This window comes from Xanthomonas sp. 1678, assembly GCF_031455575.1.
Lineage (GTDB): Bacteria > Pseudomonadota > Gammaproteobacteria > Xanthomonadales > Xanthomonadaceae > Xanthomonas_A.
In genome coordinates this window covers 135,263-162,194 of record NZ_JAVDSZ010000011.1, presented here as the reverse complement: position 1 = coordinate 162,194, position 26,932 = coordinate 135,263, and the positions used below count along the sequence as shown (strand labels likewise).

General features: G+C 70.5%; 22 protein-coding genes. 6 read left to right on the top strand and 16 right to left on the bottom strand.

What is annotated here, in order from left to right; translation table 11 throughout:
- Nucleotides 1–68 precede the first annotated feature (68 nt).
- Nucleotides 69–2,531, top strand: coding sequence for a membrane-bound PQQ-dependent dehydrogenase, glucose/quinate/shikimate family (locus J2Y70_RS18325; protein WP_309920747.1), 2,463 nt, complete (start codon nt 69–71; stop codon nt 2,529–2,531).
- Between the two features lie 374 nt (nt 2,532–2,905).
- Here the strand turns inward: J2Y70_RS18325 and J2Y70_RS18320 are convergent, their stop codons facing one another.
- Entirely contained in the window at nt 2,906–3,760 is an 855-nt protein-coding gene (locus tag J2Y70_RS18320; protein ID WP_309920744.1) for a hypothetical protein, read from the bottom strand.
- 141 nt (nt 3,761–3,901) lie between these two features.
- Between J2Y70_RS18320 and J2Y70_RS18315 the strand changes: the two genes are divergently transcribed.
- Entirely contained in the window at nt 3,902–4,321 is a 420-nt protein-coding gene (locus J2Y70_RS18315) for a hypothetical protein (RefSeq protein WP_309920742.1), read from the top strand.
- 371 nt (nt 4,322–4,692) lie between these two features.
- On the opposite strand, the gene J2Y70_RS18310 is transcribed toward J2Y70_RS18315, so the two are convergent.
- From J2Y70_RS18310 to hutI, 11 genes are all read right to left on the bottom strand, one after another.
- Nucleotides 4,693–5,085 carry a DUF3037 domain-containing protein gene (locus tag J2Y70_RS18310; protein WP_309920740.1) on the bottom strand — a complete coding sequence of 131 codons (393 nt, stop codon included), beginning with the start codon at nt 5,083–5,085 and terminating at the stop codon, nt 4,693–4,695.
- Complete coding sequence (locus J2Y70_RS18305; RefSeq protein ID WP_263394708.1) at nt 5,063–5,839, bottom strand: HipA family kinase; 777 nt, start codon at nt 5,837–5,839, stop codon at nt 5,063–5,065. Before J2Y70_RS18305 ends, J2Y70_RS18310 begins: the two co-directional genes overlap by 23 nt.
- A gap of 504 nt (nt 5,840–6,343) precedes the next feature.
- A complete protein-coding gene (locus J2Y70_RS18300) occupies nt 6,344–6,970 on the bottom strand; it encodes a TetR/AcrR family transcriptional regulator (RefSeq protein WP_185816253.1) in 627 nt (208 codons plus the stop codon).
- Nucleotides 6,970–7,227: an acyl-CoA-binding protein gene (locus J2Y70_RS18295; RefSeq protein WP_184410100.1), complete on the bottom strand. Its 258-nt coding sequence runs from the start codon at nt 7,225–7,227 to the stop codon at nt 6,970–6,972. The genes J2Y70_RS18300 and J2Y70_RS18295 overlap by 1 nt, the downstream gene beginning before the upstream one ends.
- Before the next feature lie 171 nt (nt 7,228–7,398).
- On the bottom strand, nt 7,399–8,133 hold the full coding sequence (locus J2Y70_RS18290; protein WP_309920733.1) for a hypothetical protein: 735 nt from the start codon (nt 8,131–8,133) through the stop codon (nt 7,399–7,401).
- A gap of 123 nt (nt 8,134–8,256) precedes the next feature.
- The gene (locus J2Y70_RS18285) at nt 8,257–10,392 is read right to left on the bottom strand and encodes a TonB-dependent receptor (RefSeq protein WP_309920730.1); all 2,136 of its coding nucleotides are present in this window, start codon (nt 10,390–10,392) and stop codon (nt 8,257–8,259) included.
- A 345-nt stretch (nt 10,393–10,737) separates the two neighbouring features.
- Entirely contained in the window at nt 10,738–11,847 is a 1,110-nt protein-coding gene (locus J2Y70_RS18280) for an acyltransferase (RefSeq protein ID WP_309920727.1), read from the bottom strand.
- 317 nt (nt 11,848–12,164) lie between these two features.
- Entirely contained in the window at nt 12,165–13,832 is a 1,668-nt protein-coding gene (gene hutU, locus J2Y70_RS18275) for a urocanate hydratase (protein ID WP_309920724.1), read from the bottom strand.
- Nucleotides 13,829–14,677, bottom strand: coding sequence for an N-formylglutamate deformylase (gene hutG, locus J2Y70_RS18270; protein ID WP_309920720.1), 849 nt, complete (start codon nt 14,675–14,677; stop codon nt 13,829–13,831). The genes hutU and hutG overlap by 4 nt, the downstream gene beginning before the upstream one ends.
- A gap of 116 nt (nt 14,678–14,793) precedes the next feature.
- Entirely contained in the window at nt 14,794–16,338 is a 1,545-nt protein-coding gene (gene hutH, locus J2Y70_RS18265; protein WP_309920716.1) for a histidine ammonia-lyase, read from the bottom strand.
- The gene (gene hutI, locus J2Y70_RS18260; protein ID WP_309920794.1) at nt 16,335–17,537 is read right to left on the bottom strand and encodes an imidazolonepropionase; all 1,203 of its coding nucleotides are present in this window, start codon (nt 17,535–17,537) and stop codon (nt 16,335–16,337) included. The genes hutH and hutI overlap by 4 nt, the downstream gene beginning before the upstream one ends.
- Nucleotides 17,538–17,600: 63 nt before the next feature.
- Between hutI and J2Y70_RS18255 the strand changes: the two genes are divergently transcribed.
- The 3 genes from J2Y70_RS18255 to J2Y70_RS18245 all read left to right on the top strand — a co-directional run bounded on the left by J2Y70_RS18255 (nt 17,601) and on the right by J2Y70_RS18245 (nt 21,933).
- Nucleotides 17,601–18,998: a formimidoylglutamate deiminase gene (locus J2Y70_RS18255; protein WP_309920712.1), complete on the top strand. Its 1,398-nt coding sequence runs from the start codon at nt 17,601–17,603 to the stop codon at nt 18,996–18,998.
- Nucleotides 18,999–19,038: 40 nt separating this feature from the next.
- The gene (gene hutC / locus J2Y70_RS18250; protein ID WP_263394699.1) at nt 19,039–19,770 is read left to right on the top strand and encodes a histidine utilization repressor; all 732 of its coding nucleotides are present in this window, start codon (nt 19,039–19,041) and stop codon (nt 19,768–19,770) included.
- A 174-nt stretch (nt 19,771–19,944) separates the two neighbouring features.
- Nucleotides 19,945–21,933, top strand: a complete 1,989-nt coding sequence (locus J2Y70_RS18245) for an SDR family oxidoreductase (protein ID WP_263394698.1) — start codon at nt 19,945–19,947, stop codon at nt 21,931–21,933.
- Between the two features lie 133 nt (nt 21,934–22,066).
- Here J2Y70_RS18245 and J2Y70_RS18240 read toward each other — a convergent pair whose 3' ends face one another.
- The 3 genes from J2Y70_RS18240 to J2Y70_RS18230 all read right to left on the bottom strand — a co-directional run bounded on the left by J2Y70_RS18240 (nt 22,067) and on the right by J2Y70_RS18230 (nt 25,307).
- The gene (locus J2Y70_RS18240; protein ID WP_309920706.1) at nt 22,067–23,116 is read right to left on the bottom strand and encodes a restriction endonuclease; all 1,050 of its coding nucleotides are present in this window, start codon (nt 23,114–23,116) and stop codon (nt 22,067–22,069) included.
- A 201-nt stretch (nt 23,117–23,317) separates the two neighbouring features.
- A complete protein-coding gene (locus J2Y70_RS18235; protein WP_309920703.1) occupies nt 23,318–23,950 on the bottom strand; it encodes a phasin family protein in 633 nt (210 codons plus the stop codon).
- Nucleotides 23,951–24,035: 85 nt separating this feature from the next.
- A complete protein-coding gene (locus J2Y70_RS18230; RefSeq protein WP_263394695.1) occupies nt 24,036–25,307 on the bottom strand; it encodes a patatin-like phospholipase family protein in 1,272 nt (423 codons plus the stop codon).
- 87 nt (nt 25,308–25,394) lie between these two features.
- On the opposite strand from J2Y70_RS18230, the gene J2Y70_RS18225 reads away from it, so the two are divergent.
- Entirely contained in the window at nt 25,395–26,114 is a 720-nt protein-coding gene (locus J2Y70_RS18225; protein ID WP_309920700.1) for a hypothetical protein, read from the top strand.
- 430 nt (nt 26,115–26,544) lie between these two features.
- On the opposite strand, the gene J2Y70_RS18220 is transcribed toward J2Y70_RS18225, so the two are convergent.
- A complete protein-coding gene (locus J2Y70_RS18220; RefSeq protein WP_309920697.1) occupies nt 26,545–26,820 on the bottom strand; it encodes a polyhydroxyalkanoic acid system family protein in 276 nt (91 codons plus the stop codon).
- Between the last annotated feature and the right edge of the window lie 112 nt (nt 26,821–26,932).

Sequence of the window (26,932 nt, the reverse complement as noted above, 5' to 3'; positions counted from 1 at the left end):
TGCGCGGCGCATCGCGCCCCGGCCGCAGCGGATGCTCCGCGCGGCGGTTTTTCCTGCGAGGAACGGCAATGAACAATCTTGATCGAACGGAGCATCGCGGCAGTTGGCCGCTACGGCTCCTGGGCGGCGCCTGCGCGCTGATCGGCCTGACGCTGGCCGCCGGCGGCGCGTGGCTGCTGGCGCTGGGCGGCTCCTGGTATTACCTGGTCGGCGGGCTCGGCCTGCTGCTGTCGGGCGTGCTGCTGGCGCGCGGCCGACGCAGCGGCGCAGCGTGGTTCGCGGCGACCTTCGTGCTGTCGCTGCTGTGGGCGGGGTGGGAATCCGGCGCCGACTATTGGCGCTGGGTGCCGCGCATAGGCCTGATGGTGTTCCTGGGCCTGCTGCTGGCGCTGCTGCTGCCGCGGCTGGACCGCCCGGTCTCGCGCGGCGTGTCGCGCGCCCTGGCCGGCGCGCTGGCGCTGGTGTTCGTGGTCGCCTTCGCCCTGGCCTTCGTGCCGTACGGCGTGACCGAGGCCGACGGCCTGCTCGCGCACGCCGCCGGCATGGCGGCGGCGGTCACCACACCGCGTGCCGGCGCGCAGCCGGCCGAGGCGCCGGCCGACGCCGACTGGGCCGCCTACGGCCGCGACAACGCCGGCAGCCGCTACAGCCCGCTGCGCCAGATCACCCCCGGCAACGTGGCCCAGCTGCAGACCGCCTGGACCTTCCGCACCGGCGACCTGCCGGCCAAGCGCTGGGGCGCGGAAACCACGCCGCTGAAGATCGGCGACAGCCTATATCTGTGCACCGCGCGCAACCAGCTGATCGCGTTGGACGCGCGCAACGGGCGGCAGCGCTGGCGCTACGATCCGAAGGTCGCGGACAAGTCGATTCCGTACACCGCCGCCTGCCGCGGGGTCAGCTACTACGAGGTGCCGGACGCGGCGAACGCGCCAGACGGTACGGCGGCGCCGGTCGCGCTGACCGCCGACCAGCGCGCCTGCCGTCGCCGCATCATCGAAGGCACCCTGGATGGCCGCCTGATCGCGGTCGACGCCGCCAGCGGCAAGCCGTGCGAGGACTTCGGCACGCATGGCCAGGTCGACATCACCGCCGGCATGGGCGACACGCCGCCGGGCTACGTGTCGATCAATTCGCCGCCGACCATCGTCCGCGGCGTGGTCGTCACCGGCCACCAGGTGCTGGACGGGCAGCAGCGCTACGAACCGTCGGGCGTGATCCAGGGCTTCGATGCGGTGACCGGCGAGCTGCGCTGGGCCTGGGACATGACCCATCCGCAATGGAACGGCGCACCGCCGCCGGGGCAGAGCTGGACCCGCGGCACGCCGAACATGTGGACGTCCGCGGCCGGCGACGAACAACTCGGCTACGTCTACCTGCCGATGGGCAACTCGACGGCCGACTACTGGAGCAGCTCGCGCACCGCGCCCGAGGACAAGTACGCGACCTCGCTGGTGGCGCTGGACGTCACCACCGGCAAGCCGGTGTGGAACTTCCAGACCACGCACATCGACGTCTGGGACTACGACCTGGGCTCGCAGCCGACGCTGGTGGATTTCCCGCACGGCGGCGGCAAGGTGCCGGCGGTGATCCTGCCGAGCAAGCAGGGCGAGATCTACGTGCTCGACCGGCGCAACGGCCAGCCGCTGGTCGGGGCCGAGGAGCGCCCGGTGCCCGGCGGCGGCGTCGAACCGCAGCGCCGCGCCAAGACCCAGCCGTTCTCGCTGTACCACTCGCTGCGCAAGCCGGACCTGACCGAGCGCGACATGTGGGGCATCACCCCGATCGACCAGCTGGTGTGCCGCATCCAGTTCCGCAGCGCCAGCTACAAGGGCATCTACACCCCGCCGGAGGCCGATCGCCACTCGATCGAATATCCCGGTTACAACGGCGGCTCGGACTGGGGCAGCGTGGCGGTGGATCCGCAGCGCGGGGTGATCGTGGCCAACTACAACGACATGCCGAACTACAACCGGCTGGTGCCGCGGGCCAAGGCCGACAAGCTCGGCTGGGCGCCGCGCGACCAGGTGCGCGGCGACGCCGGCGGTGCGGAAGGCGCCGGCGATCCGCAGGCGGGAACGCCGTACGCGATCAACGTCAACGCCGGCTGGCGCCTGCCGTTCACCGGCCTGCTGTGCAAGCAACCGCCGTACGGCGGCATCCGCGCGATCGACCTGGCCAGCGGCAAGACCCTGTGGGACCGCCCGCTGGGCAGCGCCCGCGGCAATGGCCCGTTCGGCATCCACTCCGGCCTGCCGATCGAGATCGGCACGCCGAACAACGGCGGCGCGGTGGTCAGCGCCAGCGGCCTGATCTTCATCGCCGCCACCACCGACGACATGATCCGCGCGATCGACCTGACCACCGGCAAGCGCGTCTGGGAGGCCAAGCTGCCGGCCGGCGGCCAGGCCACGCCGATGCTCTATGCGGTCGACGGCCGCGAATACCTGGTGATCGTGGCCGCCGGCCACCACTTCATGGAGACCAAGAAGGGCGACTACGTGATCGCCTATGCGTTGCCGACGTCGTAACCGGCGCCAAGGCAGTGTGCGCGGCGTGCGGGGTCGGTCCCGCCGCCGCGCAGCTCGTGTCGCGATGCGCGGCGTGCCATGTGTGGCGGGGAAGTAGTGCCTGTCGCGACTGAAGCCGCTCCTACAGATGTACCTGCACGCGAACGGCGGCGGTCCATCTCCGGTGCCGCGCTACTCCGCTGTGTCGAAGCGCATGGAAAGCGCGACTCGGTGTGCGCCGTTGCAGCGTTCCGATCGGATATTCACGGTAACCGATAGCGTTGTGGGAGCGACTTCAGTCGCGACGGGCTTTACCGATAGCGCCCGTCGCGACTGAAGTCGCTCCCACAGGTGTACCCACACGCGAACCGCGGTGGCGGATCTCCGGTGTCGCGCTACTCCAACTGCTCGCGCGCGAATGCCGCGTCCAGCGCTTCCATCGCATCGCGCGGCTTGAGCTTGGCTGCCTTCTCGAATGCGCCGGCGGCCGCGTCCTCGCGCTTGTCGCCGTGCAGCAGCAACAGCACGTTGGCGTGTTCAACATGCGCGATCGGCGTGTCCGGCGCCAGCTTCAGTGCCTGCTGGATGTGCTGCTCGGCGGTCGCGGCCTTGGCGCCGTAGGTCAGTCCGCCGATCATCGCGCCGACCTTGCCGATGATCTCGGCGTGGTACAGCGCCAGCGCCATGTGCGCCTCGGCGTGCTTGGGCTGCAATTCCAGCGTGGTCTCCAGCGATTGCCGCACCTTGCCAGCGATGCCCTGCTTGAGCGCCTTGACGATGCTCAGCCCCTGGCTGTAGCGGCCCAGCGCGAAGGCGTGGCGATAGTGGCTGTTGGCTTCGTCCGGCAGCGCGGCGATCGCCGCTTCGGCCAGCGTCGCGGCCTGCTGCAGGCGCTGCAGTTGTTCCTTCTCGTCCTCGACCAGATAGCCGGCGTGGATGCCGAGCGCCTTGACCGCGACCGAGGCGCCGAACACGCCCAGCGCCTGCCCGGCGGTGTAGGCCTGCTGGAACTGGCCCTGGTGGAAGGCGCGCCAGGCCTCGATCAGGGCCGCCGACAGCGTCTGTGCGTCGTGGCCTTTTCCGGCCTTGCCGGCGGCGTCGATCAGCGCCTGCGCGCGCGCCGGATCCGGGTACGGTTCGCAGTCGCCGGCGTGCAGCTTCGGCCAGGCCTTCTTCAACGCCTCGCCCGGGTAGGCGTAGGCCTTGGCGTCGTGCGGAAACGGCGCCCATGCGGTCGGTTTTGCTGCCATGCGTGGCCTCCCTGTAGTCGCGCCGAGCATGGCGCCGCCATGGCCGCCTGGCAAGCTGCACTGCGGATAGTGTGTTTGCTCAAGCCGCTGCCGCCAGCATGCGTCGCATCGGTGCCGCTGTCGGCACCCGGGAGACCTGCGATGGCGACGAAGAAGCGTTCCACCTCCGCACACCGTTCCGACACGCTGGCGCCGCGGCATCTGTGGCTGGCCGGCCTGGGCCTGGTGTCGCTGACCCGCAAGCGTGCGCTGGCCGCCGCGGCCGATGCCGCGGTCGGCGCGAATACTCTCAAGGCGCTGGTGGCGCAGCTGGCCGACGGCGCCGAAGCCAGCGTGCGCGAGGGCGCCGCGGCGCTGCGTGGCCAGGTGCAGCCGTTGAGCGCCGAGGTCGAGGCGCGGCTGCAGCCGGTACTGGTCAAGCTCGGCCTGCAACCCGCGCCACACGCTGCGCCGCGCAAGCGTGCCGCCACGCCCAAGACCGCCAAGCGGGCGGTGAAGAAGACCGCCGTTGCGCGGCGCCCGCGTGGCGCGGCCACCAAGCGCAGCGCGCGTTCGCAGTAGCCGCAGCAGCGGCGGCAAGCGGCGACGGTAGCGCGTCGGGTTTTCCGGTGTCGGTCGTGGCCTGTGGCATCAACAGGCCGCACCGCGGCTGTTTCTCCGCGCACATCCGGATGCGCGGTGAGGCGAGGACGGCGGCGCAATCGCAAGGAGCCGCCGTCGGCCTTGACCTGGCGGAAGGCGGCGGCGACGCGACGAGGCGGTGGTCTGGCAGCAGGATCCGCTTTGCGAGAAGGCGCCTGGCCTGTGCGGGATCATGGGATCGCTGGATATCCCTGTGGGAGCGACTTCAGTCGCGACGGGGCGTTCCCGGGAACGCCTGTCGCGACTGAAGTCGCTCCTACAACGGACATCAAAATGCCGCTTCGACCGTCCTAGCGCGGCGTCCGCACCATGCGCTCGAGCAGGTGCTCGAGCACGCGCTCGGGCTGCGCGGTGCGGCCGACATGCGCCGACGACATCTGGATCACCGAGCTGCGCCGCGCGGTCAGCCAGTGGAAGCGTGCGCGCGGCGGCAGCAGCGCGATCGGGCCGGCGTCGGCATCGCCGCGGCAGATCGCCGGGATCGCATCGAGGTAGGGCCGCAGGCGTTCGATGTCCAGGGTCGGGTCCAGCGCATGCAACCGCGCCGGCTGCAGTTCGATCGCCGCCTGCAGCAATTTGGAGGTCGGGCAGGACACGATCACCCCGACGTTGACGAATTCCTCGCGCTCCACCCGCGGCACCACGCGGATGACCGCGTAGTCATAGGTGTGCGGCGTGAGCACGGAGCGCCTCCTCGACGAACGCGGCGCGCAGCGCGAGCCGCCGTTTCAGGTAGTCGGCATAGGCCTGGCGATGCGCGTCCAGGTCGTCGAAGCAGGCCTCGGCCTGCAGCCAGGCGTCCGGGATCCGCGCCACGATCGCATCGATGACCGCATCGGTCAGCCGCGGCGCGAGTTCCGCGTCGGCCTGGGCGATGGCGCTGGCGTAGGGCAGCAGCACGTGGTCGCGGATGCGCGCGAACGCCGAGGCGCAGGCGTTGCCGGCATGCTCCCAGTCGTGGTGGAAGTACAGCGCCGCGCCATGGTCGATCAGCATCAGCTTGCCGTGCCAGACCATCAGGTTGGTGTTGCGCGCGGTGCGGTCGACGTTGGTCACGTACGCGTCGAACCAGACGATCGCCGAGGCCAGCGCCGGATCCGGGCGCAATGCCGCCGGGTCGTAGTTGATCGCGCCGGGCAGGTAGTCCAGCGCCAGGTTCAGGCCCTCGCTGGCGCGGATCAGGTCCTGGATTTCCGGATCCGGCTCGGTGCGCGCGAACTCGCGGTCGAGCAGCGCGAACACCAGTTCCGGCATCGGCAGGCCGAGCGCGCGCGCCAGTTCGCCGCCGAGCAGTTCGGCGATCAGCGCCTTCGGGCCTTGCCCGGCGCCGCGGAACTTCAGCACGTACAGGCCGTCGTCGTCGGCCTCGACCACCGCCGGCAGCGAGCCGCCTTCGCGCAGTGGGGTCACGTAGCGGGTGGCGACGACGGTTCTCACACGGGTTCCGGGCGATGGCGAGGGCAGGGCGGCAAGCCTAGCCGATGCCGGCGGCGCTTGGCGAATCGGTGGACGCGGTGCGCGAGGCAGACGGTGCCGTGGTGCTGCGTTGCTACGTTGCGCAGACGCATCGGTCCAGTTCGTCGCGACGGGGACCAACCTTCGATGGCGCGCGCCATCGACGACAGTCCCGGCTCACCTTGGCGTAGTCCTGGCGCCGATGCGCCGCTTCCAGTTCGGCCCGTGCCTGCTCGATCTGCTCCTTGATCTTAGTCGCGCCTGCGCCGGAACCGAGCGCTTTGCGCGTGATCGCTAGCGAGTGCCGTCGCTCGCGATCGATGCGGTCTGCCCGTCCGGCGTCACATCGCTGCATCGCCTGCATATGCACCCAGGGGCGCGCGATGCGCGGACAAACGGGAGCGAGTCCCGATCACCGCTGTTGTCGCCAGGGTGGCGCAGCGAACGGCGCTCGATGCCAACCGCAGCCGGCCGTGCGTCCCGCGCTCAGTCCAGATAGGCCTGCATCAACGTGGCCAGATGGGTGCGTTCGGCCTCGCGCAGGAACGGGCTGATCAGCAGCATCACCTGCACGATGCCGTGGCGGATCGCCAGTTGCTCGTCCTTCTCGCCGCGCGCGGCGGCGTAGTTGAGCCAGAACGTGGCCACCACCAGCACGTTGGTGGCGATGCCGCCCAGTTCCTGCGCGGTGGCGCGCATCGCGCCGGCCTGCGCCAGTCCCTGGAACACCGCCTGGGTGCTGTCGTCGGCGCGGCGCAGGATGCGCGCGAAACGCAGGCGCAGGCGCCGGCTGCGGCTGAGGATCTCAATCAGGTCGCGGTACAGGAAGCGGTAGTCCCAGATGCACTCGAACACCAGGTGCAGTTGCAGCCAGATGTCCTCCAGCCCGGGCAGGCGCGCGCTCGGCAGCTCCAGCGCCGCGTCCATGCGCTCCTCGTAGCGCGCGAACAGGTGCTCGATGATGTCGTCCTTGTTGCGGAAGTGGTAGTACAGGTTGCCGGGGCTGATCTCCAGCTCGTCGGCGATGTGGTTGGTGGTGACGTGCGGCTCGCCCTGCGCGTTGAACATCGCCAGGGCGGTGTCGAGGATGCGCCGGCGGGTGTCGCGCGCCATCAGGCCAGCAGCTTCTTCACCAGGTCCACGTACTTCTTCTGCGCCTCGGCCTGCGGCATGCCCTTGAGCTTGGCCCAGGCCTCGTACTTGGCGGTGCCGACGAAGTCGAAGAAGCCCGGCTTGGCGCCGGCGACGTCGCCTTCCGCGCCCTGTTTGTACAGCGCGTACAGGCGCAGCAAGGTGTCGTTGTCGGGACGCTCCTCGCGTTGCTTGATGTCCTTGGCCGCTTTCTCGAAGGCCGCCTTGATGTCTGCCATGTCGCTGCTCCCGCCCGGATCGGGACGCATCACAGCACGGGCGACCGGCCCGGTCAACGCGGGCGCGGCCGGCGCGGCGGCCGTCGCGATGCGATCGGCCTGCCTGCTTGCGTTCGCTGCGGGCCACGCCCCGCTGGCGTCAGGGTCGCGCGCCTTCGCGGCGCGCGCGCGTCAGGCGAGCGACGTTGCCGGCGCCTGCGCGCTGGCCAGCATCTGCGTCTGCGCCTGCCGCGCCAGCGACGCCTTGGCCGCGATCGAGCGGATGGCGTCGGTCACGTCGGCGAGCGGGACGTGGCTGCTCAGGCGCTGGAACGTGTCGCGGCTGTTGTAGCCGGAGCCGTCCTTGAGGTACTGCTCGTACATCGACAGCAGTTCGGTGCAGGCGGCGGTCAGCGTGTCCACATTGCCCGTGGCCAAGGCATGGCCGATTTGGTCGAGGCTGTGCAGGCAGTCGGAGAGCCAATGCAGGTCGTAGCGCGCGCTGCTCAGTTCAGGCGCGTTGTGGCCGCGGCTGTAGGCGCTGTAGCGGCGGATGCTCCTGGCCACCCGCGCCACGTGCGCGAGCAGCGTGCCGACCTCGGTGGCGATGTCCAGGCGTTCCATCACCAGGATCGGCACCGGCGGCCGCTCCACGGTGTCCTGCGCCGGCGCCTGTTCCTGCGTCTGCAGTTCCAGCGTCTGCCGCAGGCTGGCGTAGGCCTGCTGCAGCGTCTCCAGCTCCCGCGCGCTGACCGCCGCACGCGCCTTCATCTGCGACAGCGCGGCTTGATGGCGCGCCAGGCTGTCCTGCGCACTGGCCTGCTGCTGCTGTTCGCGACGCAGGCGCCCGAAGAAAATCCAGGCCAGCACGCTGGCGGTGAGCGCCCAGAGCGCGATGGCGGGAGTCAGGTAGATCAGGATGCCCATGAAGGCTCCTCGAAACGTTGCATCCTTTGTCGGCGCCAGGCGCGCGAACTTGAGCCCGGGTGTGGCGAGGCGTGACCGCGTTGGTCCTGCGCGCGCTCCGCGGTGCTCGCCGAAACGCCCGGCCTACTCGAAGCGCCAGCGCGCTCCGGCATATACGCCGAACCCCTCGCCGGGCGTGGAGCGCGCGGCGTCCCTGCCGGCGTCGTCGTAGCCGGGCGTCACCGTGGCCGCGTAGTGGCGGTCGCCGAGGTTGCGCAGCTCCAGCCAGCCCTGCCAGCGGCCGCCGGGGGCGTCGTAGCCGAGGCGGCTGCCGACGATCAGGTGGCTGTCGGCATAGACGCTGTTGGCGTAGTCCACCGCCATCTTCGAGGCGTACTCGGTGCTGAGCGCGGCGTACGCGCCGGCGCCATGCGCGTAGCGCAGTTCGGCCTGGTAGTAGTGGCGCGGCAGGCCGGGCAGGCGGTTGTCGCCGAAGCGCGCATCGTCGCGGTAGCGGAAGTCGCTGAAGGTATAGGCCTGGCGCAGCGCCAGCCGGCCGGCCGCGCCCTGCCAGAGCGTGCTGTCCAACCCGCCCTCGAGGCCGCGATGCACGGTGGGGCTGGCGTTGGATTCGGCGACCAGCAGGTTGGGCGCGGGCTGCAGTTCCACGCTCAGCAGTTCGTGGCGAACCTGGGCGTAGTAGCCGGTCAGCTCCCAGCGGCCGAACGCGCCATCACCGCGCGCACCCAGTTCCAGCGTGGCCGCGGTCTGGTTCCGCAATGGCACCGCGGCGCGCTGGCGGCCGCTGGCGGCGCCGTTGCCGGCAGCGAAGTACTTGTTGGACCCCCAGAGCATCGACCACGGATGCGCCGGTTCCACCGAGCGGCTCAGGTTGCCGAACCACTGCAGGTGCGGGCTGGCCTGCCAGGTGAAGCCCAGGCGCGGGGCGTAGTCCCAATCGCGCCGGGACAAGCCCTCGCCGGTGGTCGGCCAGGTCACCCGCACCTGGCTGCGGGTGTACACCAGGGCCAGGCCGGTCTGCACGCGCAGCGCGTCGCTCAGCGCCAGGTCGTTGCCCAGGTGCAGCACGCTGTTGCTGCCGCGATGCCGGAAGTCGCGCGTGTGCGTGCCGGCCGGGTAGCCGTTGCTGACAAAGCGCAGCGTTTCGCGCACGTCGGCGCGCAGGTCGTGGGCGACACGCAGGCCGACGCGGCTGACGCTGTCGTGGCCGAACAGCGCATGGCGGTGGCGATAGTCCAGCGTGCCGTTGAGGTCGGCGTAGTCCAGCTGCTGCCGGTACAGGCTCTCGTTCAAGTCCATCGGGTACTTGTGGTAGACCAGCCCGGCCTGCAGCGTGGAGTGTTCGTCCAGCTGCAGCGTGGTGCTGTTGCCGATCCAGGTGCTGCCCGGCTGCGGACGGCGCGCGTCGATCGCCAGGTTGGCCGGGTTGGCGTCGCGCGGGCGGTGGCGGATCTGCGCGCGGGTCAGCCGGCCGGGCGTGTCGTGCTCGGTCTCGCGGTAGCGCAGGAACCAGCGGGTCTGTAGCGCGGGGGTCACCTGCCAGCCGACATTGGCCATCGCGCCGCGGCCGTCGCCGGCGGCATGCGCCTGGTAGCCGTCGTACGCGGTGTCGGTGTAGGCGAGGTAGTAGTCGAGCGCGCCGCGCACCCCGCCGATGCCGGCGCTGCGCTTGCGGTAGCCATGGCTGCCGCCTTCGTACTGCAGTTCCAGGCTGGGCGCATCGCGGCCGCTGCGGCTGACGTAGTCGATCGCGCCGCCCAGCGCCAGCGCGCCGCGCTCGAAGCCGTTGGCCCCGCGCAGGACCTCGACCCGGCTCAGCCACGATGGCTCCAGCAATTCGTAGGGCGTGCCGCCGGGGCCGGTCAGCGGCAATCCGTCCAGCGACACCGACAGGCCGGAGGCATGCGCGCCTGGCGCACGGTTGATGCCCGAACCGCGGATCGACACCTTGACGCCCTCGTTGCCCGGCGATTGCGCGTTGATGCCGGGCTGATAGGCCAGCACGTCGGCGCTGCCGGCCAGGCGGCCTTGGCTGAGGTCGGTCATGTCGATGACGTTGCCGGCGCCGGGAACGCGCCGCAGCGCCGCGCGTGCGCGGTCGCCGGCATCGGTCGCGGTGACCTCGACGGTGTCGAGGGTGGTCGCCTGCTCGGACGCGGTGGCGGGCGCGATGGTGGCGAGGCCGCCCAGGACGGCGATGGAACGCAGGGAAAGCTGTGTAGAACCGTGGGAAAGCCGGCGGGGAGGCAGAACGAACATGGGCAAGCACTATCTTTCGTTGGATGCTCGCTCGGCTGCCCGCTCCGGCCGAGCCGCGTGTTGCGGCGTCCGCAACAGGACCAGGCAAGCCAAACGAAGAGCAGGAAGGTGATGCCTGCCCGAGCGGCGTCGCCGGCTCGGCCTGTCAACTGGCATCGGGGGCGGGAAGTTTACAGTAGGCGTCCGACGCGTCACGCGCCGTGGTCTCAGCCCGCGGCTCTGTCTGCCATGCGGAGGCGGTCGCGCACGTCCCGCCACAGGTCGTTTCGCATGCCGGGTTCATGCCAGCCGGGTTCGTGCCGGCGGAAGCACCGCGGGCGCTGCAGCACGCGCCGCAGCGCAGGCCTAGGTCGGATCGCCGCCGGTCGCGTCCGCCGCCAGCGGTACCGCCAGCCCGGGCGTGACCGCGGCCACGGCCGCGGCAGGGCGCTTGGGCAGCAGCAGGCGCGTGCCCAGGCCGCGCAGCAGCGTGTTGCCCGGCATCTCGACCAGCCGGTACATCGCCCAGGCCGCCACCAGGATCGCCGCGGTGACCGGCACCGCCAGCCATGGGCTAGGGCGGACGTCGTCGCCGAGCAATGCCATCGCCGCGTAGATCAGCGGAATGTTCAGCAGGTACATGGAGAAGCTGCATTCGCCGCACATGGTGATGAACCGGTTGCCGAACAGGCGCGTGCTCAGGCCGGTGTCGAACGAGAACAGGAATACGAAGACGCCGGCGAACAGCGCCGGTTCCAGGCCCAGATACAGCTCGCGCTTGGTGCCGAGGTCGATGTCGATCACGCCGGCCACCACCAGGCCGATCGCGGCCAACGTCAGCGCCTGCATGGCGCCCAGGGATCTCAGGCCGACGCCCGCGGCGACCCGGCTGCGCAGCAGGCCGAACAGCACGCCGGTGAAGAAGTAATGGATCTTGGAGCCGACGAAGGTGCCCGGTAGTGCCGCGCGTTGGGTCATCAGGGCGAACACGGCGACCAGCGCCACGATCAGCAGCGCCGCATTGCCGCGGCTGCCGAGCGACCACAGCGCCGCCCACAAGCCGACGAAGACCACGTAGAACTGCACTTCGGGCGGAATGCTCCACAGGGCCGAGACATTGCCGGAGAACAGCAGGTGGCGGGCGAGGTTGCGATGGGTGATCGCGTAGACGAAGTTGGAGTCGACCAGGTTGTAGATCAGGTACGACGCGATCACCACCGTGAGGTAGGCGGGGGCGATGCGCGAGAAGCGGGAGATGCCGTAGCGCGCCACAGCGGTGTAGTCGAACGGCTTTTCGCCGTAGAGGAACGCCATCAGGAAGCCGCTGAGGGTGAAGAACACCATGACCCCCATCTCGCCGGGGTGCAGCGGGCTGATCGCGAAGAAATGCTCCTCCGCCAGGTGCGCATAGACCACCAGCAGCGCGGCCATGCCGCGGATGCCGGTGAGCGAATCGATCCGTTGTTCCTGACCCATCGAGGGCATCTCCGTGACAATGGCGAGTCAATCGCATCCATGCCCCGCGCCCGCACGCTGCCTCGAGCGGCGCGCGGCCAGAAGGCATAGCGTTATTTCATGAGTCGATCAACGTCGACGCGTTGGCGCGCACCCGGCCAACGCAGACCCGCTTACATCGTGGCCGGATTGTAGGGGATCCAGGTGTAACGGCAAGCAACCGCGGTCGCGCTTCGCGACTGGCGCCCGTCGCGAAGCGCGCCGGGCTAGCGATCGTTGGGGCGCCCGGGGGCCAGGCGCTGCCTGGCTCCGGACGGCGCGAGCGGCCTTGGCGCGGCTCAGCCCAGGATGCCAGGCAGATCCAGTCCCTTTTCCTTCGCGCAGTCGAGCGCGATCGGGTAGCCGGCGTCCGCGTGCCGCATCACGCCGGTGGCCGGGTCGTTCCACAGCACGCGGGCGATGCGCTTGGCCGCCGCCTCGGTGCCGTCGCAGACGATGACCATGCCGGCGTGCTGGGAGAAGCCCATGCCGACGCCGCCGCCATGGTGCAGCGAGACCCAGGTGGCGCCGCTGGCGGTGTTGAGCAGGGCGTTGAGCAGCGGCCAGTCGGAGACCGCGTCGGAGCCGTCGGCCATCGCTTCGGTCTCGCGGTTGGGCGAGGCGACGCTGCCCGAATCCAGGTGGTCGCGGCCGATCACCACCGGCGCCTTCAGCTCGCCGTTGGCGACCATCTCGTTGAAGGCCAGGCCCAGCCGGTCGCGATCGCCCAGGCCGACCCAGCAGATCCGCGCCGGCAGGCCCTGGAACTTGATCTTCTCGGCGGCCATGTCCAGCCAGCGGTGCAGATGCGGGTTGTCCGGGATCAGTTCCTTGACCTTGGCGTCGGTCTTGGCGATGTCCTCCGGATCGCCGCTCAGCGCCGCCCAGCGGAACGGGCCGATGCCGCGGCAGAACAGCGGGCGGATGTAGGCGGGCACGAAGCCGGGGAAGTCGAAGGCGTTCTCGACGCCTTCTTCCAGCGCCATCTGCCGCAGGTTGTTGCCGTAGTCCACGGTCGGCACGCCCAGCGCGTGGAAGGCGAGCATGGCGCGGATGTGGTTGGCCATCGAGTCGCGCGCGGCGGCTTCGACTTCCTTAGGCGCGCTCGCGCGCTTTTCGTCCCACTCTTCGACGCTCCAGCCCTGCGGCAGGTAGCCGTTGACCGGGTCGTGCGCGGAGGTCTGGTCGGTCAGCAGGTCCGGCTTGACCCCACGGACCAGCAGTTCGTCCAGTACGTCGGCGACATTGCCGAGCAGGCCCACCGACAGCGGCTTCTTCGCCGTGCACGATGCCTCGATCAGGCGCAGCGCTTCGTCCAGGTCGTCGGTCCATGTGTCGAGATAGCCGGTGCGCAGGCGCATCTCGATGCTGCTCTTGCGGCATTCCACCGCCAGGCACGAGGCGCCGGCCATCACCGCGGCCAGCGGCTGCGCGCCGCCCATGCCGCCGAGGCCGCCGGTGAACAGCCACTTGCCGGCCAGGCTGCCGGCGTAGTGCTGGCGACCCATCTCGACGAAGGTTTCATAGGTGCCCTGGACGATGCCCTGCGCGCCGATGTAGATCCAGCTGCCGGCGGTCATCTGGCCGTACATGGCCAGGCCTTTCTTGTCCAGTTCGTTGAAGTGGTCCCAGGTGGCCCAGCGCGGCACCAGGTTGGAATTGGCGATCAGCACGCGCGGCGCATCGGCGTGGGTGCGGAACACGCCGACCGGCTTGCCGGACTGCACCAGCAGGGTCTGGTCGTCGTCCAGGCGCCTGAGCGCGGCCACGATCGCATCGAAGGATTCCCAGTCGCGCGCGGCGCGGCCGATGCCGCCGTACACCACCAGTTCCTGCGGGCGTTCGGCCACGTCGGGATCCAGGTTGTTCATCAGCATGCGCAGCGGCGCCTCGGTCAGCCAGCTCTTGCAACTGAGGGTACTGCCGGTGGACGCGTGGATCGTGCGGGTGGTGTCGAGGCGGGTCATGCGGCGCTCCGGGAGTGGGCGAATTCAAGGCAGGACGCGAGCACCTGCTGCAGCGTGCGGCGCAGCGGTGCGGCGTGGTCGGGGTCCAGCGGCGTGGGCCAGGTGCGCTCGTTCACGTGCTCGGGTTCGTGCATGTAGCCGCGGCAGGCCAGTTCCATCTGCAGCGTGTGCACGCCGCCGGGAACATCGCTGTAGTGGCGGGTGATGTAGCCGCCCTTGAAGCGTCCGTTGCGCACATAGCCCATGCCGCTCGCCGCGCACAGCCGCTCGACCGCATCGGCGAGCGCGGGGTCGCAGCTGGTATCGGGCGCACCGGACCGGCCGGCGCTGCCGATGTTGAACTGCGGCAGCTCGCCGTCGAACAGGTGCGGGATATGCGAGCGGATCGAGTGCGCGTCGTACACCACCACGGTGCGGTGGATCGCGCGCAGGCGGGCGATCTCCGCGGCCAGCGCGGCGTGGTAGGGCGCGAACCAGGTGTCGCGGCGGCGAGCGATCTCGGCCGCGTCCGGGCGCTCGCCGTCGCGGTACAGCGGCTGGTTGTCGAAGGTGGTCAGCGGGCACAGGCCGGTGGTGTTCTGGCCCGGGTACAGCGAGGCGCCGCTCGGGTCGCGGTTGAGATCGATCACCGAGCGCGACACCGCAGAGCGCAGCGTGGTGGCGCCCATGTCGCCGGCGAACGCGTACAGCTCGTGCACCCACCAGTCCGCGTCGCGGCGGGCTAGCCAGGGGGACACGAAACGCGCGGCCAACCCATCCGGCAGCTCGGTGCCGGTATGCGGGAAGCTGACGATCAGCGGCGCATCGCCGCGGTGGACGCTGAGCCAGTCGGGCAGGGATGTCATGCGAGGCCTCGCTTTGCTTCTTTTGTAGGAGCGGCTTCAGCCGCGACCGGATGTCACTGGTGACGGCTGGTCGCGGCTGATCCCGAAAAGGGGACAAGAGCCGCTCCTACAAGGGGTCATGATCCGGACGTTGCATCGGGCAGGGACACATCGACCGCGCCCGCCAGCGCGCCATCGCGCACCAGCGCCGTGGCGGCGAGCATGTCCGGATGGAAGTAGCGGTCGTCCTGCAGCGCCGGCACCTGCGCGCGCAGCAGCGCGCGCGCCGCTTCCAACGCGGCGCTGGAGGTCAGCGGCGCATGGAAGTCGCAGCCCTGCGCGGCGGCGAGCAGCTCGATGCCGACCACGTTGGCCGCGTTCTCGGCCATCGCCAGCAGGCGCCGCGCGCCGTGCGCGGCCATCGACACGTGGTCTTCCTGGTTGGCCGAGGTCGGAATCGAATCGACGCTGGCCGGGTAGGCGCGCTGCTTGTTCTCCGACACCAGCGCCGCGGCGGTGACCTGCGGAATCATGAAGCCGGAGTTGAGCCCCGGCTTCGGGGTCAGGAACGCCGGCAGCCCGGACAGCGCCGGATCCACCAGCATGGCCACGCGGCGCTCGCTGATCGAGCCGATCTCGCACACCGCCAGCGCCAGCATGTCGGCGGCGAAGGCCACCGGTTCGGCGTGGAAGTTGCCGCCGGACAGGGCCTCGCCGGTGTCGCTGAACACCAGCGGATTGTCGGACACGCCGTTGGCCTCGATCGCCAGCGTGGTCGCGGCCTGGCGCATCACGTCCAGCGCCGCGCCCATCACCTGCGGCTGGCAGCGCAGGCAGTACGGATCCTGCACGCGCACGTCGTTGTCGCGATGCGAGTCGCGGATCGCCGAGCCCTGCATCAGCGCGCGCAGCGCCGCGGCGGTGGCGATCTGCCCGTGCTGGCCGCGCAAGGCGTGGATGCGCGGATCGAACGGGGTATCGGAGCCCTTCGCCGCTTCGGTCGACAGCGCGCCGGCGACCAGCGCGGCATGGAACACGCGCTCGATCTCGAACAGCCCGGCCAACGCGTAGGCGGTGGAATACTGGGTGCCGTTGAGCAGCGCCAGGCCTTCCTTCGCGCCCAGCGCCAGTGGCTGCAACCCGGCCTGCGCCAGCGCCTCGTGCGCCGGCAGGCGCCGTCCGCCGACGAAGGCCTCGCCGACGCCGATCATCACCGTGGCCAGATGCGCCAACGGCGCCAGGTCGCCGGACGCGCCGACCGAGCCCTGGCACGGCACCACCGGCACCACGTCGTGGCGCAGCAGCGCTTCCAGCAGGGCCAGCGTGGACGGGCGCACGCCGGAGGCGCCCTGCGCCAGGCTGGCCAGCTTCAGCGCCATCATCAGCCGCACCACCGGCGCCGGCATCGGCTCGCCGACCCCGGCCGCGTGCGACAGCACGATATTGCGCTGCAAGGTGTCCAGGTCCTCGCGCTCGATGCGCACGCTGGCCAGCTTGCCGAAGCCGGTGTTGATGCCGTACACCGGCGCGCCCTTGGCGACGATCGCCTCCACCGTCTGCGCGCTGCGCAGCACCGCCTCGGCGCAGCCGGGGTCCAGGCGCACGCCGGCGCCGCGGTACACGTCGCGCCATTGCGCCAGGCTCACCGCGCCGGGGCGCAGCAGGATCTCGTGGTCGTTCATTGTCCCCTCCAGATGCGCGCATGCAGCGGGTTGAAGCCCATGCGGTAGACCAGTTCGGCCGGTTGTTCGATGTCCCAGATCGCCAGGTCGCATTGCAAGCCGGCGCGCAGCCGGCCGACCTGCGCTTGGCGTCCCAGCGCGCGCGCCGCCTCGCGGGTGAAGCCGGCGATGCATTCGGCCACGGTCATGCGGAACAGCGTCGCCGCCAGGTTCATCGCCAGCAGCGGGCTGGTCAGCGGCGAGGTGCCGGGATTGCAGTCGGTGGCCAGCGCGCGCGGCACGCCGGCGTCGCGCAGCGCGGCGATCGGCGGCAGCTGCGTGTCGCGGGTGAAATAGAACGCGCCCGGCAGCAGCACCGCCACGGTACCGGCGGCGGCCATCGCGGCGACGCCGGCGTCGTCCAGGTATTCGACGTGGTCGGCCGAGAGCGCGCCGTAGCGCGCCGCCAGCGCCGCGCCGCCCTGGTTGGACAACTGTTCGGCATGGATCTTCAGCGCCAGGCCATGCCGTTGCGCGGCCTGGAACACCTGCTCGGTCTGCGCCGGGCTGAAGGCCAGGTGCTCGCAGAACACGTCCACCGCCTCGGCCAGGCCCTGCGCGGCGACTGCGGGAATCATCCGTTCGCAGACCTCGTCGATGTAGGCCTGCGCGTCGACGCCGGGCGGCACCGCGTGCGCACCGAGGAAGGTGGGCGCCACCGCCACCGGGCGCAGTTCGCCCAGCCGCCGCGCCACGCGCAGCAGGCGCAGTTCGTCGTCCAGGGTCAGCCCGTAGCCGGACTTGATCTCCACCGTGGTCACGCCCTCGGCCAGCAGCGCGTCCAGCCGCGGCAGGCTGGCGGCGAGCAGCGCGGTCTCGTCGGCGGCGCGGGTGGCGCGCACGGTCGAGACGATGCCGCCGCCGGCGCGGGCGATGTCGGCGTAGCTGGCGCCGAGCAGGCGCTGTTCGAACTCGCCGGCGCGGTTGCCGGCGTAGACCAGATGGGTATGGCAGTCGATCAGGCCGGGGCCGATCCAGCGCCCGCCGCAGTCGACGCTGTGCAGCGCGGCCAGCGGTGCCGGCAGCGCCGCGGCGGCGCCGGCGTAGACGATGCGGCCATCGCGGCAGGCGACCACGCCGTCGCGGACCAGCCCCAGGCCGCCGTCTTCGGCATCCAGCGTCATCAGGTGGGCGTTGTGCCAGAGCGTGTCGCAGGGCATGGTCACGGGCAGGCTCGTCGGTTATTTTGTATATACAATATTGTGGTCGACGGAGGGTGTCCAGTGCAGACCCTGGCGCAGCAACAGGTGGGCGGGAACGGGCAGGCGAGCGGTTTCTGGTGCGCACAGGCGCTGTTGCCGGAAGGCTGGGCGCGCGACGTGCGGATCGAGGTCCGCGGCGGGCGCATCGCTGCGGTGCAGGCCGGCGTGGCCGCGGTGCCAGGCGACTCGACGCTGGCGATCGCCGTGCCCGGGCTGGGCAACCTGCACAGCCACGCCTTCCAGCGCGGCATGGCCGGGCTGACCGAGCTTGGCGGCCGCAGCGGCGACAGCTTCTGGAGCTGGCGCGAGCTGATGTACCGCTTCGTGCAGCGGCTGGATCCGGACAGCATGCAGGCCATCGCCGAGCAGGCCTACGTGGAGATGCTCGAGGCCGGCTTCACCCGCGTCGGCGAATTCCACTACCTGCACCACGCCGCCGACGGCCGGCCGTATGCCGACCGCGCCGAGATGGCGCAGCGCCTGGTTGCCGCGGCGCAGACCAGCGGCATCGGTTTGAGCCTGCTGCCGGTGTTCTACGCGCATGCGGACTTCGGCGGCGCCGCGCCGAACCCGGCGCAGCGGCGGCTGATCCACGACGTGGACGGCTATGCCGACCTGCTGGCCGGCAGCCGCCGCGCCTTGCGCAGCCTCGACGACGCGGTGCTCGGCATCGCCCCGCACAGCCTGCGCGCGGTCACCCCGGACGAACTGGCCGCGCTGCTGCCGCTGTGCGACGGCCCGGTGCACATCCACATCGCCGAGCAGACCCGCGAGGTCGACGCCTGCCTGGCCTGGAGCGGGCATCGGCCAGTGCAGTGGCTGCTCGCGCACGCGCCGGTGGATGCGCGCTGGTGCCTGGTCCATGCCACCCATGTCGATGCCGGCGAAGTGCAGGCGATCGCCGCCAGCGGCGCGGTGGTCGGCCTGTGCCCGATCACCGAGGCCAACCTCGGCGACGGACTGTTCCCGATGCGTGCGTTCGTCGATGCCGGCGGGCGCTTCGGCGTCGGCTCCGATTCCAACGTGTTGATCGATGCGGCCGAGGAACTGCGCCTGCTCGAATACGGCCAGCGCCTGCAGCTGCGCGGGCGCAACGTGCTCGCCGGCGACGCCGCGGCTTCCAGCGGCCGCTTCCTGTTCCAGTCCGCGGCGCAGGGCGCCGCGCAGGCGTTGGGCGTGGAGCAGGGCCTGCGCGTGGGCGCGCCGGCCGACCTGGTCGAACTGGATCCCGCGCACCCGGCGCTGTGCGCGCGCAACGGCGATGCCTTGCTCGACAGCTGGATCTTCGCCGCGCGGCGCGGTGCGGTGCGTTCGGTCTGGCGCAACGGCCGCGCGCTGGTGCGCGATGGCCGCCATCATCGCCGCGACGCGGTCGCCGCGGCCTACGCGCGGGCGCTGACCGCGCTGTTGGACGCATGATCCGGCGCCGTCCGCTGCGCGCCGCAGCGCAGGCGCGCCGATGAGCCAGCCCCGGCCCGCGGCGACGCTCAACCACCGCATCCGCAGCGACATCGAAGGCCGCATCCGCAGCGGCGAATGGCCGCCGGGCCATCGCATCCCGTTCGAACACGAACTGATGGCGCAGTACGCCTGCTCGCGGATGACGGTCAACAAGGTGCTGGCGATGCTCGCCGACGCCGGCATGATCGAGCGCCGGCGCCGCGCCGGCTCGTTCGTGGCGCGGCCGCATCCGCACATGGAACAGGTGGCGCTGGAGATCCCAGACATTCCGGTCGAGGTCGCCGCGCGCGGCCACGCCTACCGTTTCGAACTGCTCGAGCGGCGCCAGCGCGCGCCGCGTTCCGAGCTGCCGCAGGAGGCCGAGGTCGCTGCCGCCGGCACGCTGCTGTCGCTGCACTGCCTGCATTTCGCCGACGGGCGCCCGTTCGCGCTGGAGGAGCGGGTGATCAATCCGGTGGCGGTGCCGGAAGCGCTGCAGATGGATTTCGCGGTGACCGTGCCCGGCAGCTGGCTGCTGCAGCACGTGCCGTGGACCCGTGCCGAACACCGCATCAGCGCGGTCGGCGCCAACCCCGCGCAGGCGGCGCGCTTGCAGGTCGCGGCCGGCACCGCCTGCCTGCTGATCGACCGCCAGACCTGGCGCGGCGAACAGGCCGTCACCTTCGTGCGCCAGGTGTTCCTCGGCGACACCTACGACCTGGTCGCGCGGTTCTCGCCGGGCGCGCGCTGAGCCCGGCGGCGCGGCGTTGATCGGCTGCGTCGGCCGCGTCGGCCGCGTCCGATGCTGCGCCGCCGCACGCTCGCGCCGCAGCGTGCGTTTGTCCTGCCTGCCGCACTCTGGCAAGTTAGCGTCCAGGACGGACGCGGCGAGGGGCCACGGCCGCAGAACGAGGGATGGTTCGGCATGACGTATTTCGTTACGGGCGCCACCGGTTTCATCGGCCGTTATCTGATGGCCAACCTGATGCGGCGCAAAGGCCTCATCCACGTCCTGGTCCGCAAGGAGTCGCAACGCAAGTTCGATGCGCTGGTGCGCGAGCAGGGCTGGGACGCCAAGCGCCTGGTGGTGCTGCATGGCGATGTCGGCGCCGAGTGCTGCGGCCTGGACGAGGCGCAGCGGCAGGCGCTGCGCGGCAAGGTCAAGCACTTCTTCCATCTGGCCGCGCTGTACGACCTCACCGCCAAGGCCGAGGCGCAGCGCGTGGCCAATCTCGACGGCACCCGCAACGCGCTGGAACTGGCCGCGCAACTCGATGCCGGCATCTTCCACCACACCAGCTCGATCGCGGTGGCCGGGCTGTATCCGGGCATCTTCCGCGAGGACATGTTCGAAGAGGCCGAAGGCCTGGACGATCCCTACCTGCGCACCAAGCACGACGCCGAGGCGCTGGTGCGCGCGGAAACCCGGATCAAGTGGCGCATCTACCGTCCCGGCATGGTGGTCGGCGATTCGCGCACGGGCGCGATCGACAAGATCGACGGGCCGTATTACTTCTTCCCGCTGATCAAGAAGCTGCGCCAGCTGCTGCCGCCGTGGGCGCCGATGCTCGGCATCGAAGGCGGGCGCATCAACCTGGTGCCGGTGGATTTCGTCGCCGACGCGATGGACCACATCGCGCACAAGCCCAAGCTCGACGGTCACACCTTCCACCTCACCGATCCTGAGCCGTTGCGCGTGGGCGAGGTGCTCAACGTGTTCTGCCGCGCCGGCCACGCGCCGGAGATGACCTTGCGGGTGGACGCGCGGATGTTCGCGTTCGTGCCGTCGGGCATCCGCGCCGCGCTCGGCGGCCTGCCGCCGATCCGCCGCTTCACCGGCATGCTGCTGCGCGATTTCCGCATCCCGCGCGAGGTGCTGAAGTTCATCACCTATCCCACGCGCTTCGACAGCCGCGAGACCGAGCGTGCGCTCAAGGGCAGCGGCATCGCCGTGCCGCGGCTGGAAGACTACGCCTGGCGCCTGTGGGACCACTGGGAACGGCACCTGGATCCGGACCTGTTCGTCGACCGCACGCTCAAGGGCAAGGTGCGCGGCAAGGTGGTGCTGATCACCGGCGGGTCCTCCGGCATCGGCCTGGCCACCGCGCAGCGCGTGGCCGAGGCCGGCGCCACCACGATCATCGTCGCCCGCGGCGAGCAGGAGCTGTTCGCCGCACGCGATGCGATGAACGCCAAGGGCGGCAAGGTGTTCGCCTATACCGCCGATCTTTCCGACCTGGCCGGCTGCGACGCGCTGCTCAAGACCGTGCTGGAGGCGCACGGCCACGTCGACGTGCTGATCAACAACGCCGGCCGCTCGATCCGCCGCTCGATCGAGCTCAGCTACGACCGCTTCCACGATTTCGAGCGCACCATGCAGCTGAACTACTTCGGCAGCCTGCGCCTGATCATGGGCGTGTTGCCGGGCATGACCGGGCGGCGCAAGGGCCACATCATCAACGTCAGCTCGATCGGCGTGCTGGCCAATTCGCCGCGTTTCTCCGCCTACGTGGCGTCGAAGGCGGCGCTGGACGCGTGGAGCCGCTGCGCGCAGGGCGAACTGTCCGGCAAGGGCATCAGCTTCACCACGGTCAACATGCCGCTGGTGAAGACGCCGATGATCGCGCCGACCAAGATGTACGACAGCGTGCCCACGCTGAGCGTGGACGAGGCCGCGGACCTGATGGTCAAGGCGATCATCGAGCGCCCGAGCCGGGTGGCCACGCGCCTGGGCATCTTCGCCGCGCTGGTCAACGCGGTCGCGCCGAAGGCCTACGAAGTGGTGATGAACACTGCCTTCGAACTGTTCCCCGACTCGGCCGCGGCCAAGGGCGACCGCAAGGCGCTGCGCGAAGCCAAGCCGAGCCAGGAGCAGATCGCGTTCGCCGCTTTGATGCGGGGGGTGCATTGGTGATGAGCCGGGATTTGCGCGTCGGGATCGGGGATTCGCAAGAGCGTGGCGCCTGCGAATTCATCGTCCCGCTGTCTGCATCCGGCGCGGCGAATCCGCTTTTACCAATCCGGAATGCCCAATCCCGAATCTCGGCTCAGAACGTTCTACATTGCCGCCAGCGGACCGGCTCGTCGTGGCCGGGACGCGGATTGAGTTGGATGCGCACGGTGCGCAGCGCGGGATAGCGTTCCACTTCCTTGCAGATCAGCGGCAGCACCTGTGCGTCGTCGCCGCTGCGGTCGATCACCAGCGTCATCTGGGTCTGCCAGATGCCGCGGATCACCCCGGGTGTCCTGGCCATGGCCTTGGAAACCGCCCGGCGATGGCCGGCTTCGGTGGCGGCGTCGGGTTCTGCGGCCGACGGCGCGGCCTCGGCCGCTGAGCTGGGGTGTGTTGCGGCGGCGACCGGCGCAGCGCCTGGCGCGGCGACCGGTGTCGGCTTGGGCGCGGCGGGCGTGGCCGCAGCAGGCGCGGGCGCTGCAGGAGCGGTAGGAGCCGGGGTGGTGCCAGGCGCGGGCAGGGCGGCGCTGGACGCGGCATCGGCGTTGCGCTGCTGCAGCGCCAGCCCGCCCAGTCCGACCAGCAGGCCCAGGGTCAGCGCGGCCAGCGCGGCGATGGCGGTATGCCGCTGCGCGCGCCGGCGGGAAGCGCCGATCACGCCGTCCTCCAGTTCGCTGGGCAGGTAGCGCTTGAGCATCGGCCAGATGCGGCGGCCGTCGAGGATCTCCACCGACTGCTTGTCGGCGGCGGCGATGCCGTCGCGCTGCACCTTGCCCTCGGTGACCAGGATGCCGCCCTGCGCGCCCATCAGCCGCGCCGCCGCGCCCAGTTCGTTGACCGCGGCCGAGCCGATCCGGTAGGCGCGGCCGTGCTTGCACGACAGCAGCCAGCGCGCGTCGCCGCGGGTCATCACGAAATCGCTTTGCGGTTCCAGCGCCGCATCTTCGTCGACCGCGTCGTGCAGGTCGCGTTGCTCGCGCATCGCGCGGCGCACCATGCGCGAAAAGTCGCGCCAATGCAGTCCGGCCAGGGCGTGCAGTCCGGCGGTGGTCTCGTTCTCGCGGCGGCGGACCAGCCACAGGTAGAGCGTGGCAGCGAGCCATGCTCCGACTGCCAAGACCGTTGCCACTATCCAGGAAACCATGCTCGTACCCGCGTAACGCTATTCGATGACGCCAGTTTATCGCCAGCGTGTCACGGCGCCGGCAAGGCGACAGCGGGGAACGGCGGACAGGAGAAGACCCGCCAGTCCGAAGCCGTGAGGGGAGGGGAGCAAACGGTCTTCAGGTGGACTGGCGGGCCCGTTCCGATTGTCGGAAAAAACCTGCTGCTTTGCAACAAAACGTCATTCGGACGTTGCAGGTGCCGCCGCGCGCTTGCGGTTGGCGCGTTTCGGCGCGGGGGCGGCGCTGGCGACGACCGGACCGGCGCGGCGCCGTGCCGGTGCCGGTTGCTTGGCCGCACGGGGCTTGGGTGCGGCGGTCTTCGCCGCTTTCTTGGCCGCTGGCGCCTTGGTCTGGGCCTTGCGTGCGCTGCGACCGCCGCCGAGGTTGCGCAGTTCGGCGTTCAGGGCGTCGACGCGCTCGACCAGCGTGCCGAGGTCTTCGCGGCTGGGCACTTCCAGCCGACGCAATGCGCGCTGCACCCGGTCCTCGAACACCTTTTCCAGCCGGTCCCAGGTATCGGCGGCGCGTTCGCGCGCCTGGCCGACCCGGTTCTCCACGACATCGCGCACCGCCTCCACGCCGCCGCCGGCCAGCTTGCGCGTGCTCTGTTCCAGGGTCAGGCCTTCCTTCACCAGGGTCTCGAACAGCTTGCCGCCTTCGGCCTGGGCGCGGCCGAACGCGCCGACGCCGGCCAACCACACCTGCTGCGCCGATTCGCCCAGGCGCTTGGACAGCTTTTCCGCCTGCGCCTGCAGGCCCTCGTCGCTGGCGGCAGTCTTCTTCTTGCGTGCGGACTTCTTCAGGGTGGCCATGGCGGTGCGGTTCCTTCGGCAGTTGGGTGGCTGGGTTCGAGACTCACGACGTTGGTTAGAGTAATCACACCAGCGTCGCGACGTGTCAGTCGGCGGGCGGCGATGGGCGCCGCGTGCGGCGGGTGGCGCGGCGCTTGGCGATGACCTGGTCGACGTCGTCGAGCGCGCGGCGCAGGCGCGCGGTGGTCTCGGTCATGCGCCGCGGCTGCACGTCCACGCCATCGGTGAAGGTGCGGTGGCGATCGTTGAGGATCTGGTGGCGCAGGGCGATGCCGTGCGCGGCCAGCATCGGCTCCAGCACTTCGGCGTTGCGGCGCAGGTCGGCCAAGGTGTTGCGGTAGGCCAGCTGGCAGACGCGATGGCGCGCGGCATAGCTGAACAGATTGGTGAAGAACAGTTCGCTGTTGTCGGCATTGGGCTCGAACACCAACTGGTCCACCCGCGGGTATTGCCGCGCGTACTTCTCCAGGCCGACCTGCATGCGCGATTGCAGCAGGGTGCGGAAGGTCTGCGACAGCACCGCCGGCAGACCGCCGCTGAGCAGGCGCGCGCGGTCGATCTGGCCGTTGCGGCGCGGCGCGTGGGTGGCGTCGTAGGGCACCAGCGGGTTGATCCCGATCATCAGGTCGATGCCGCGCTCCAGCAGCGTGGAGGCGTGCATCGTGCGCCGCAGCGCGCCGTCGACGTAGTGGTGGCCGCCGATCTCCACCGGCGGGTACAGCCCCGGCAGCGCGGCGCTGGCCTGCACCGCCAGCGAGATCGGTACCTGGTCCAGGCCCGGCTCGCCGAAGCGCACGGTGCGGCCGCTGTCCAGGTCCACCGCGACCACGAACAGGTCCGCGTCCAGCGTGCGGAAATCGTTGCTGCGGCCGCGCCGGCTGAACACGTCCTGCATGAAGCGCTCGACCCCGGCGTTGTCGAACAGCCCGCTCGGCACCAGGCCGCCGAAGCGGGTGATCAGGTCCGACCAGCGGGTCTTGCGCGGCTCGGTCAGCAGGTCGTGCCACCAGCCGTAGGCGAGCTTGGGCAGGGTCGCGGCGCGGCGCAGGTATTCGTAGACGTTGGGACGCAGGAAATCCTCGGGCCGGAAATGCGCATCGTCGCTGTTGCCGGTGACGAAGATCCGGCAGATCTCGGCGCTGCTGATGCGATTGGCCAGCCCGGCGGTCAGGAACGCGCCGGAACTGACCCCGACGTAGCAGTCCAGCCGGGTCAGATCGAGCCCGTCCAGGGCATCGTCCAGCGCGCGCAGCGCGCCGAGTCCGTACATGCCGCCGATCGGGCCGCCGCCGGCGATGGCCAGGCCGATGCGGCCATGGGAACGAGGGCGTGGCGAGGCGCTGTGGAGGGAAAGCATGCGCGGTCCGCAAGAGGCGTTGGCTGGAGTGTAGCCGAGCGGCATGATGCTTGCGGTCGCGCGCGGCTGCCACCATCATCGGCGCCCATGGCGCGCAGCAATCCCGTCCTCGAACGACTCGGTCGCCGCTTGGCGTGGCACCAGGCCGTGCACGATCCGGCACACGAGCCGCGCAATGCGCTGCGCTGGCTGCAGGAACTGCGGCGCTGGCAGTCGCAGCGGCTGGAGCGCAGTTTCGAGCACTTCCTGGAAGACCCGCAGCGGCGCCCGGCGGCGATGTTCTTCCTCACCGATGTCTATGGCGACCGCGATTTCAGCCGTCGCGACGCCGACATCGTCAAGGTGCTGCCGATGATGCAGCGGCTGATGCCGGCCACGCTGCTGGACACGGTCGCCGACGGCATCGAGCTGGGCGTGCTGACCCACGCGCTGGACCTGCGCATGGCCGAGGCGCTGCAGGCGCTGGCGCCGCGCCGCAAGCGCCTGGACGATGCGCTCTACGCCGAGGCGTACCAACAGACCGGCCTGCGTCGCCTGCGCCTGCACCAGATCGACCTGATCGCCAGCGTCGGCCTGGGTCTGGCCAACGCGGTGCACACCCCAGGCGTGCGCATGCTGCTGCGCTTCGCGCGCGGCCCGGCCAAGGCGGCGGGCCTGTCGGAGCTGCAGGGATTCCTGGAGCGCGGCTTCGACGCGTTCTCCAAGCTCGGCGATGCCGAAGGCTTCATCGGCGACATCGAGGGCACCGAGCGCGAGGTATCGCGGCGCCTGTTCGCAGGGCACCCGCAGCCGTTCGCTTTCGACTGAGTTGCGCCGTCCTTCTCCCCTTGGGAGAAGGTGCCCCGCAGGGGCGGATGAGGGTACGGGCGCAGCCTCGTGCACTCAAACTCGGCGAGACGCTTTCGCGCCGTACCCTCACCCCAACCCCTCTCCCGGTGGGAGAGGGGCTAGCGCTGTTCCTTCTCCCCTTGGGAGAAGGTGCCCCGCAGGGGCGGATGAGGGTACGGGCGAAGCCACGTGCTCCCAACTCAGCGAGACGCTTTCGCGCCGTACCCTCACCCCAACCCCTCTCCCGGTGGGAGAGGGGCTAGCGGCCGTTCCTTCTCCCACCGGGAGAAGGTGCCCCGCAGGGGCGGATGAGGGTACGGGCGTAGCCACGTGCTCCCAAATCAGCGAGACGCTTCGCGCCGTACCCTCACCCCAACCCCTCTCCCGGTGGGAGAGGGGCTATTGCTGCTCAGCCCAGCTTTTCCACCAGCACGCGGCGGATCTCGCTTTCCACCGTGCCCTTCAGCGCCGACAGCAGGAAGCCCAGTTCGGCGGTGACGTGCACCTGCTTGGGCAGCAGCTCGATGCGCCCGTCCACGCCGGAGCGCGAGAACAGCAGGGCATCGCCGTCCCAGCGCGATTCCAGGTCGAAACGTTCGGACAGCTTCTTGGCGGCGGTTTCGATCGCCTTGCGCGCCTGCGCGGGGGTCTTGTCGTGGTCGTGGCGGATGTCGATGCTGGACATGCTGGCTCCTGTGCGGGCATGCGGCCCGCGTAAACGATCAGGCATTGTGCGTATGCGCGGAGTGTTGTCCAGGTGCGGCGCGCTTCTTCAAGCGCGGGCAACCTGCTAGGCT

Bases quoted from the DNA above. Each gene is read 5' to 3' on its own strand.
- J2Y70_RS18300 (WP_185816253.1), bottom strand. From the start codon at position 6,970: ATGGCGCGCGACACCCGCCGGCGCATCCTCGACACCGCCCTGGCGATG.
- J2Y70_RS18245 (WP_263394698.1), top strand. From the start codon at position 19,945: ATGACGTATTTCGTTACGGGCGCCACCGGTTTCATCGGCCGTTATCTG.
- J2Y70_RS18325 (WP_309920747.1), top strand. From the start codon at position 69: ATGAACAATCTTGATCGAACGGAGCATCGCGGCAGTTGGCCGCTACGG.
- J2Y70_RS18315 (WP_309920742.1), top strand. From the start codon at position 3,902: ATGGCGACGAAGAAGCGTTCCACCTCCGCACACCGTTCCGACACGCTG.
- J2Y70_RS18220 (WP_309920697.1), bottom strand. From the start codon at position 26,820: ATGTCCAGCATCGACATCCGCCACGACCACGACAAGACCCCCGCGCAG.
- J2Y70_RS18320 (WP_309920744.1), bottom strand. From the start codon at position 3,760: ATGGCAGCAAAACCGACCGCATGGGCGCCGTTTCCGCACGACGCCAAG.
- J2Y70_RS18295 (WP_184410100.1), bottom strand. From the start codon at position 7,227: ATGGCAGACATCAAGGCGGCCTTCGAGAAAGCGGCCAAGGACATCAAG.
- hutU (WP_309920724.1), bottom strand. From the start codon at position 13,832: ATGACCCGCCTCGACACCACCCGCACGATCCACGCGTCCACCGGCAGT.
- J2Y70_RS18230 (WP_263394695.1), bottom strand. From the start codon at position 25,307: ATGCTTTCCCTCCACAGCGCCTCGCCACGCCCTCGTTCCCATGGCCGC.
- hutG (WP_309920720.1), bottom strand. From the start codon at position 14,677: ATGACATCCCTGCCCGACTGGCTCAGCGTCCACCGCGGCGATGCGCCG.
- J2Y70_RS18235 (WP_309920703.1), bottom strand. From the start codon at position 23,950: ATGGCCACCCTGAAGAAGTCCGCACGCAAGAAGAAGACTGCCGCCAGC.
- J2Y70_RS18285 (WP_309920730.1), bottom strand. From the start codon at position 10,392: ATGTTCGTTCTGCCTCCCCGCCGGCTTTCCCACGGTTCTACACAGCTT.
- J2Y70_RS18225 (WP_309920700.1), top strand. From the start codon at position 25,395: ATGGCGCGCAGCAATCCCGTCCTCGAACGACTCGGTCGCCGCTTGGCG.
- J2Y70_RS18280 (WP_309920727.1), bottom strand. From the start codon at position 11,847: ATGGGTCAGGAACAACGGATCGATTCGCTCACCGGCATCCGCGGCATG.
- hutH (WP_309920716.1), bottom strand. From the start codon at position 16,338: ATGAACGACCACGAGATCCTGCTGCGCCCCGGCGCGGTGAGCCTGGCG.
- J2Y70_RS18290 (WP_309920733.1), bottom strand. From the start codon at position 8,133: ATGGGCATCCTGATCTACCTGACTCCCGCCATCGCGCTCTGGGCGCTC.
- hutC (WP_263394699.1), top strand. From the start codon at position 19,039: ATGAGCCAGCCCCGGCCCGCGGCGACGCTCAACCACCGCATCCGCAGC.
- hutI (WP_309920794.1), bottom strand. From the start codon at position 17,537: ATGCCCTGCGACACGCTCTGGCACAACGCCCACCTGATGACGCTGGAT.
- J2Y70_RS18240 (WP_309920706.1), bottom strand. From the start codon at position 23,116: ATGGTTTCCTGGATAGTGGCAACGGTCTTGGCAGTCGGAGCATGGCTC.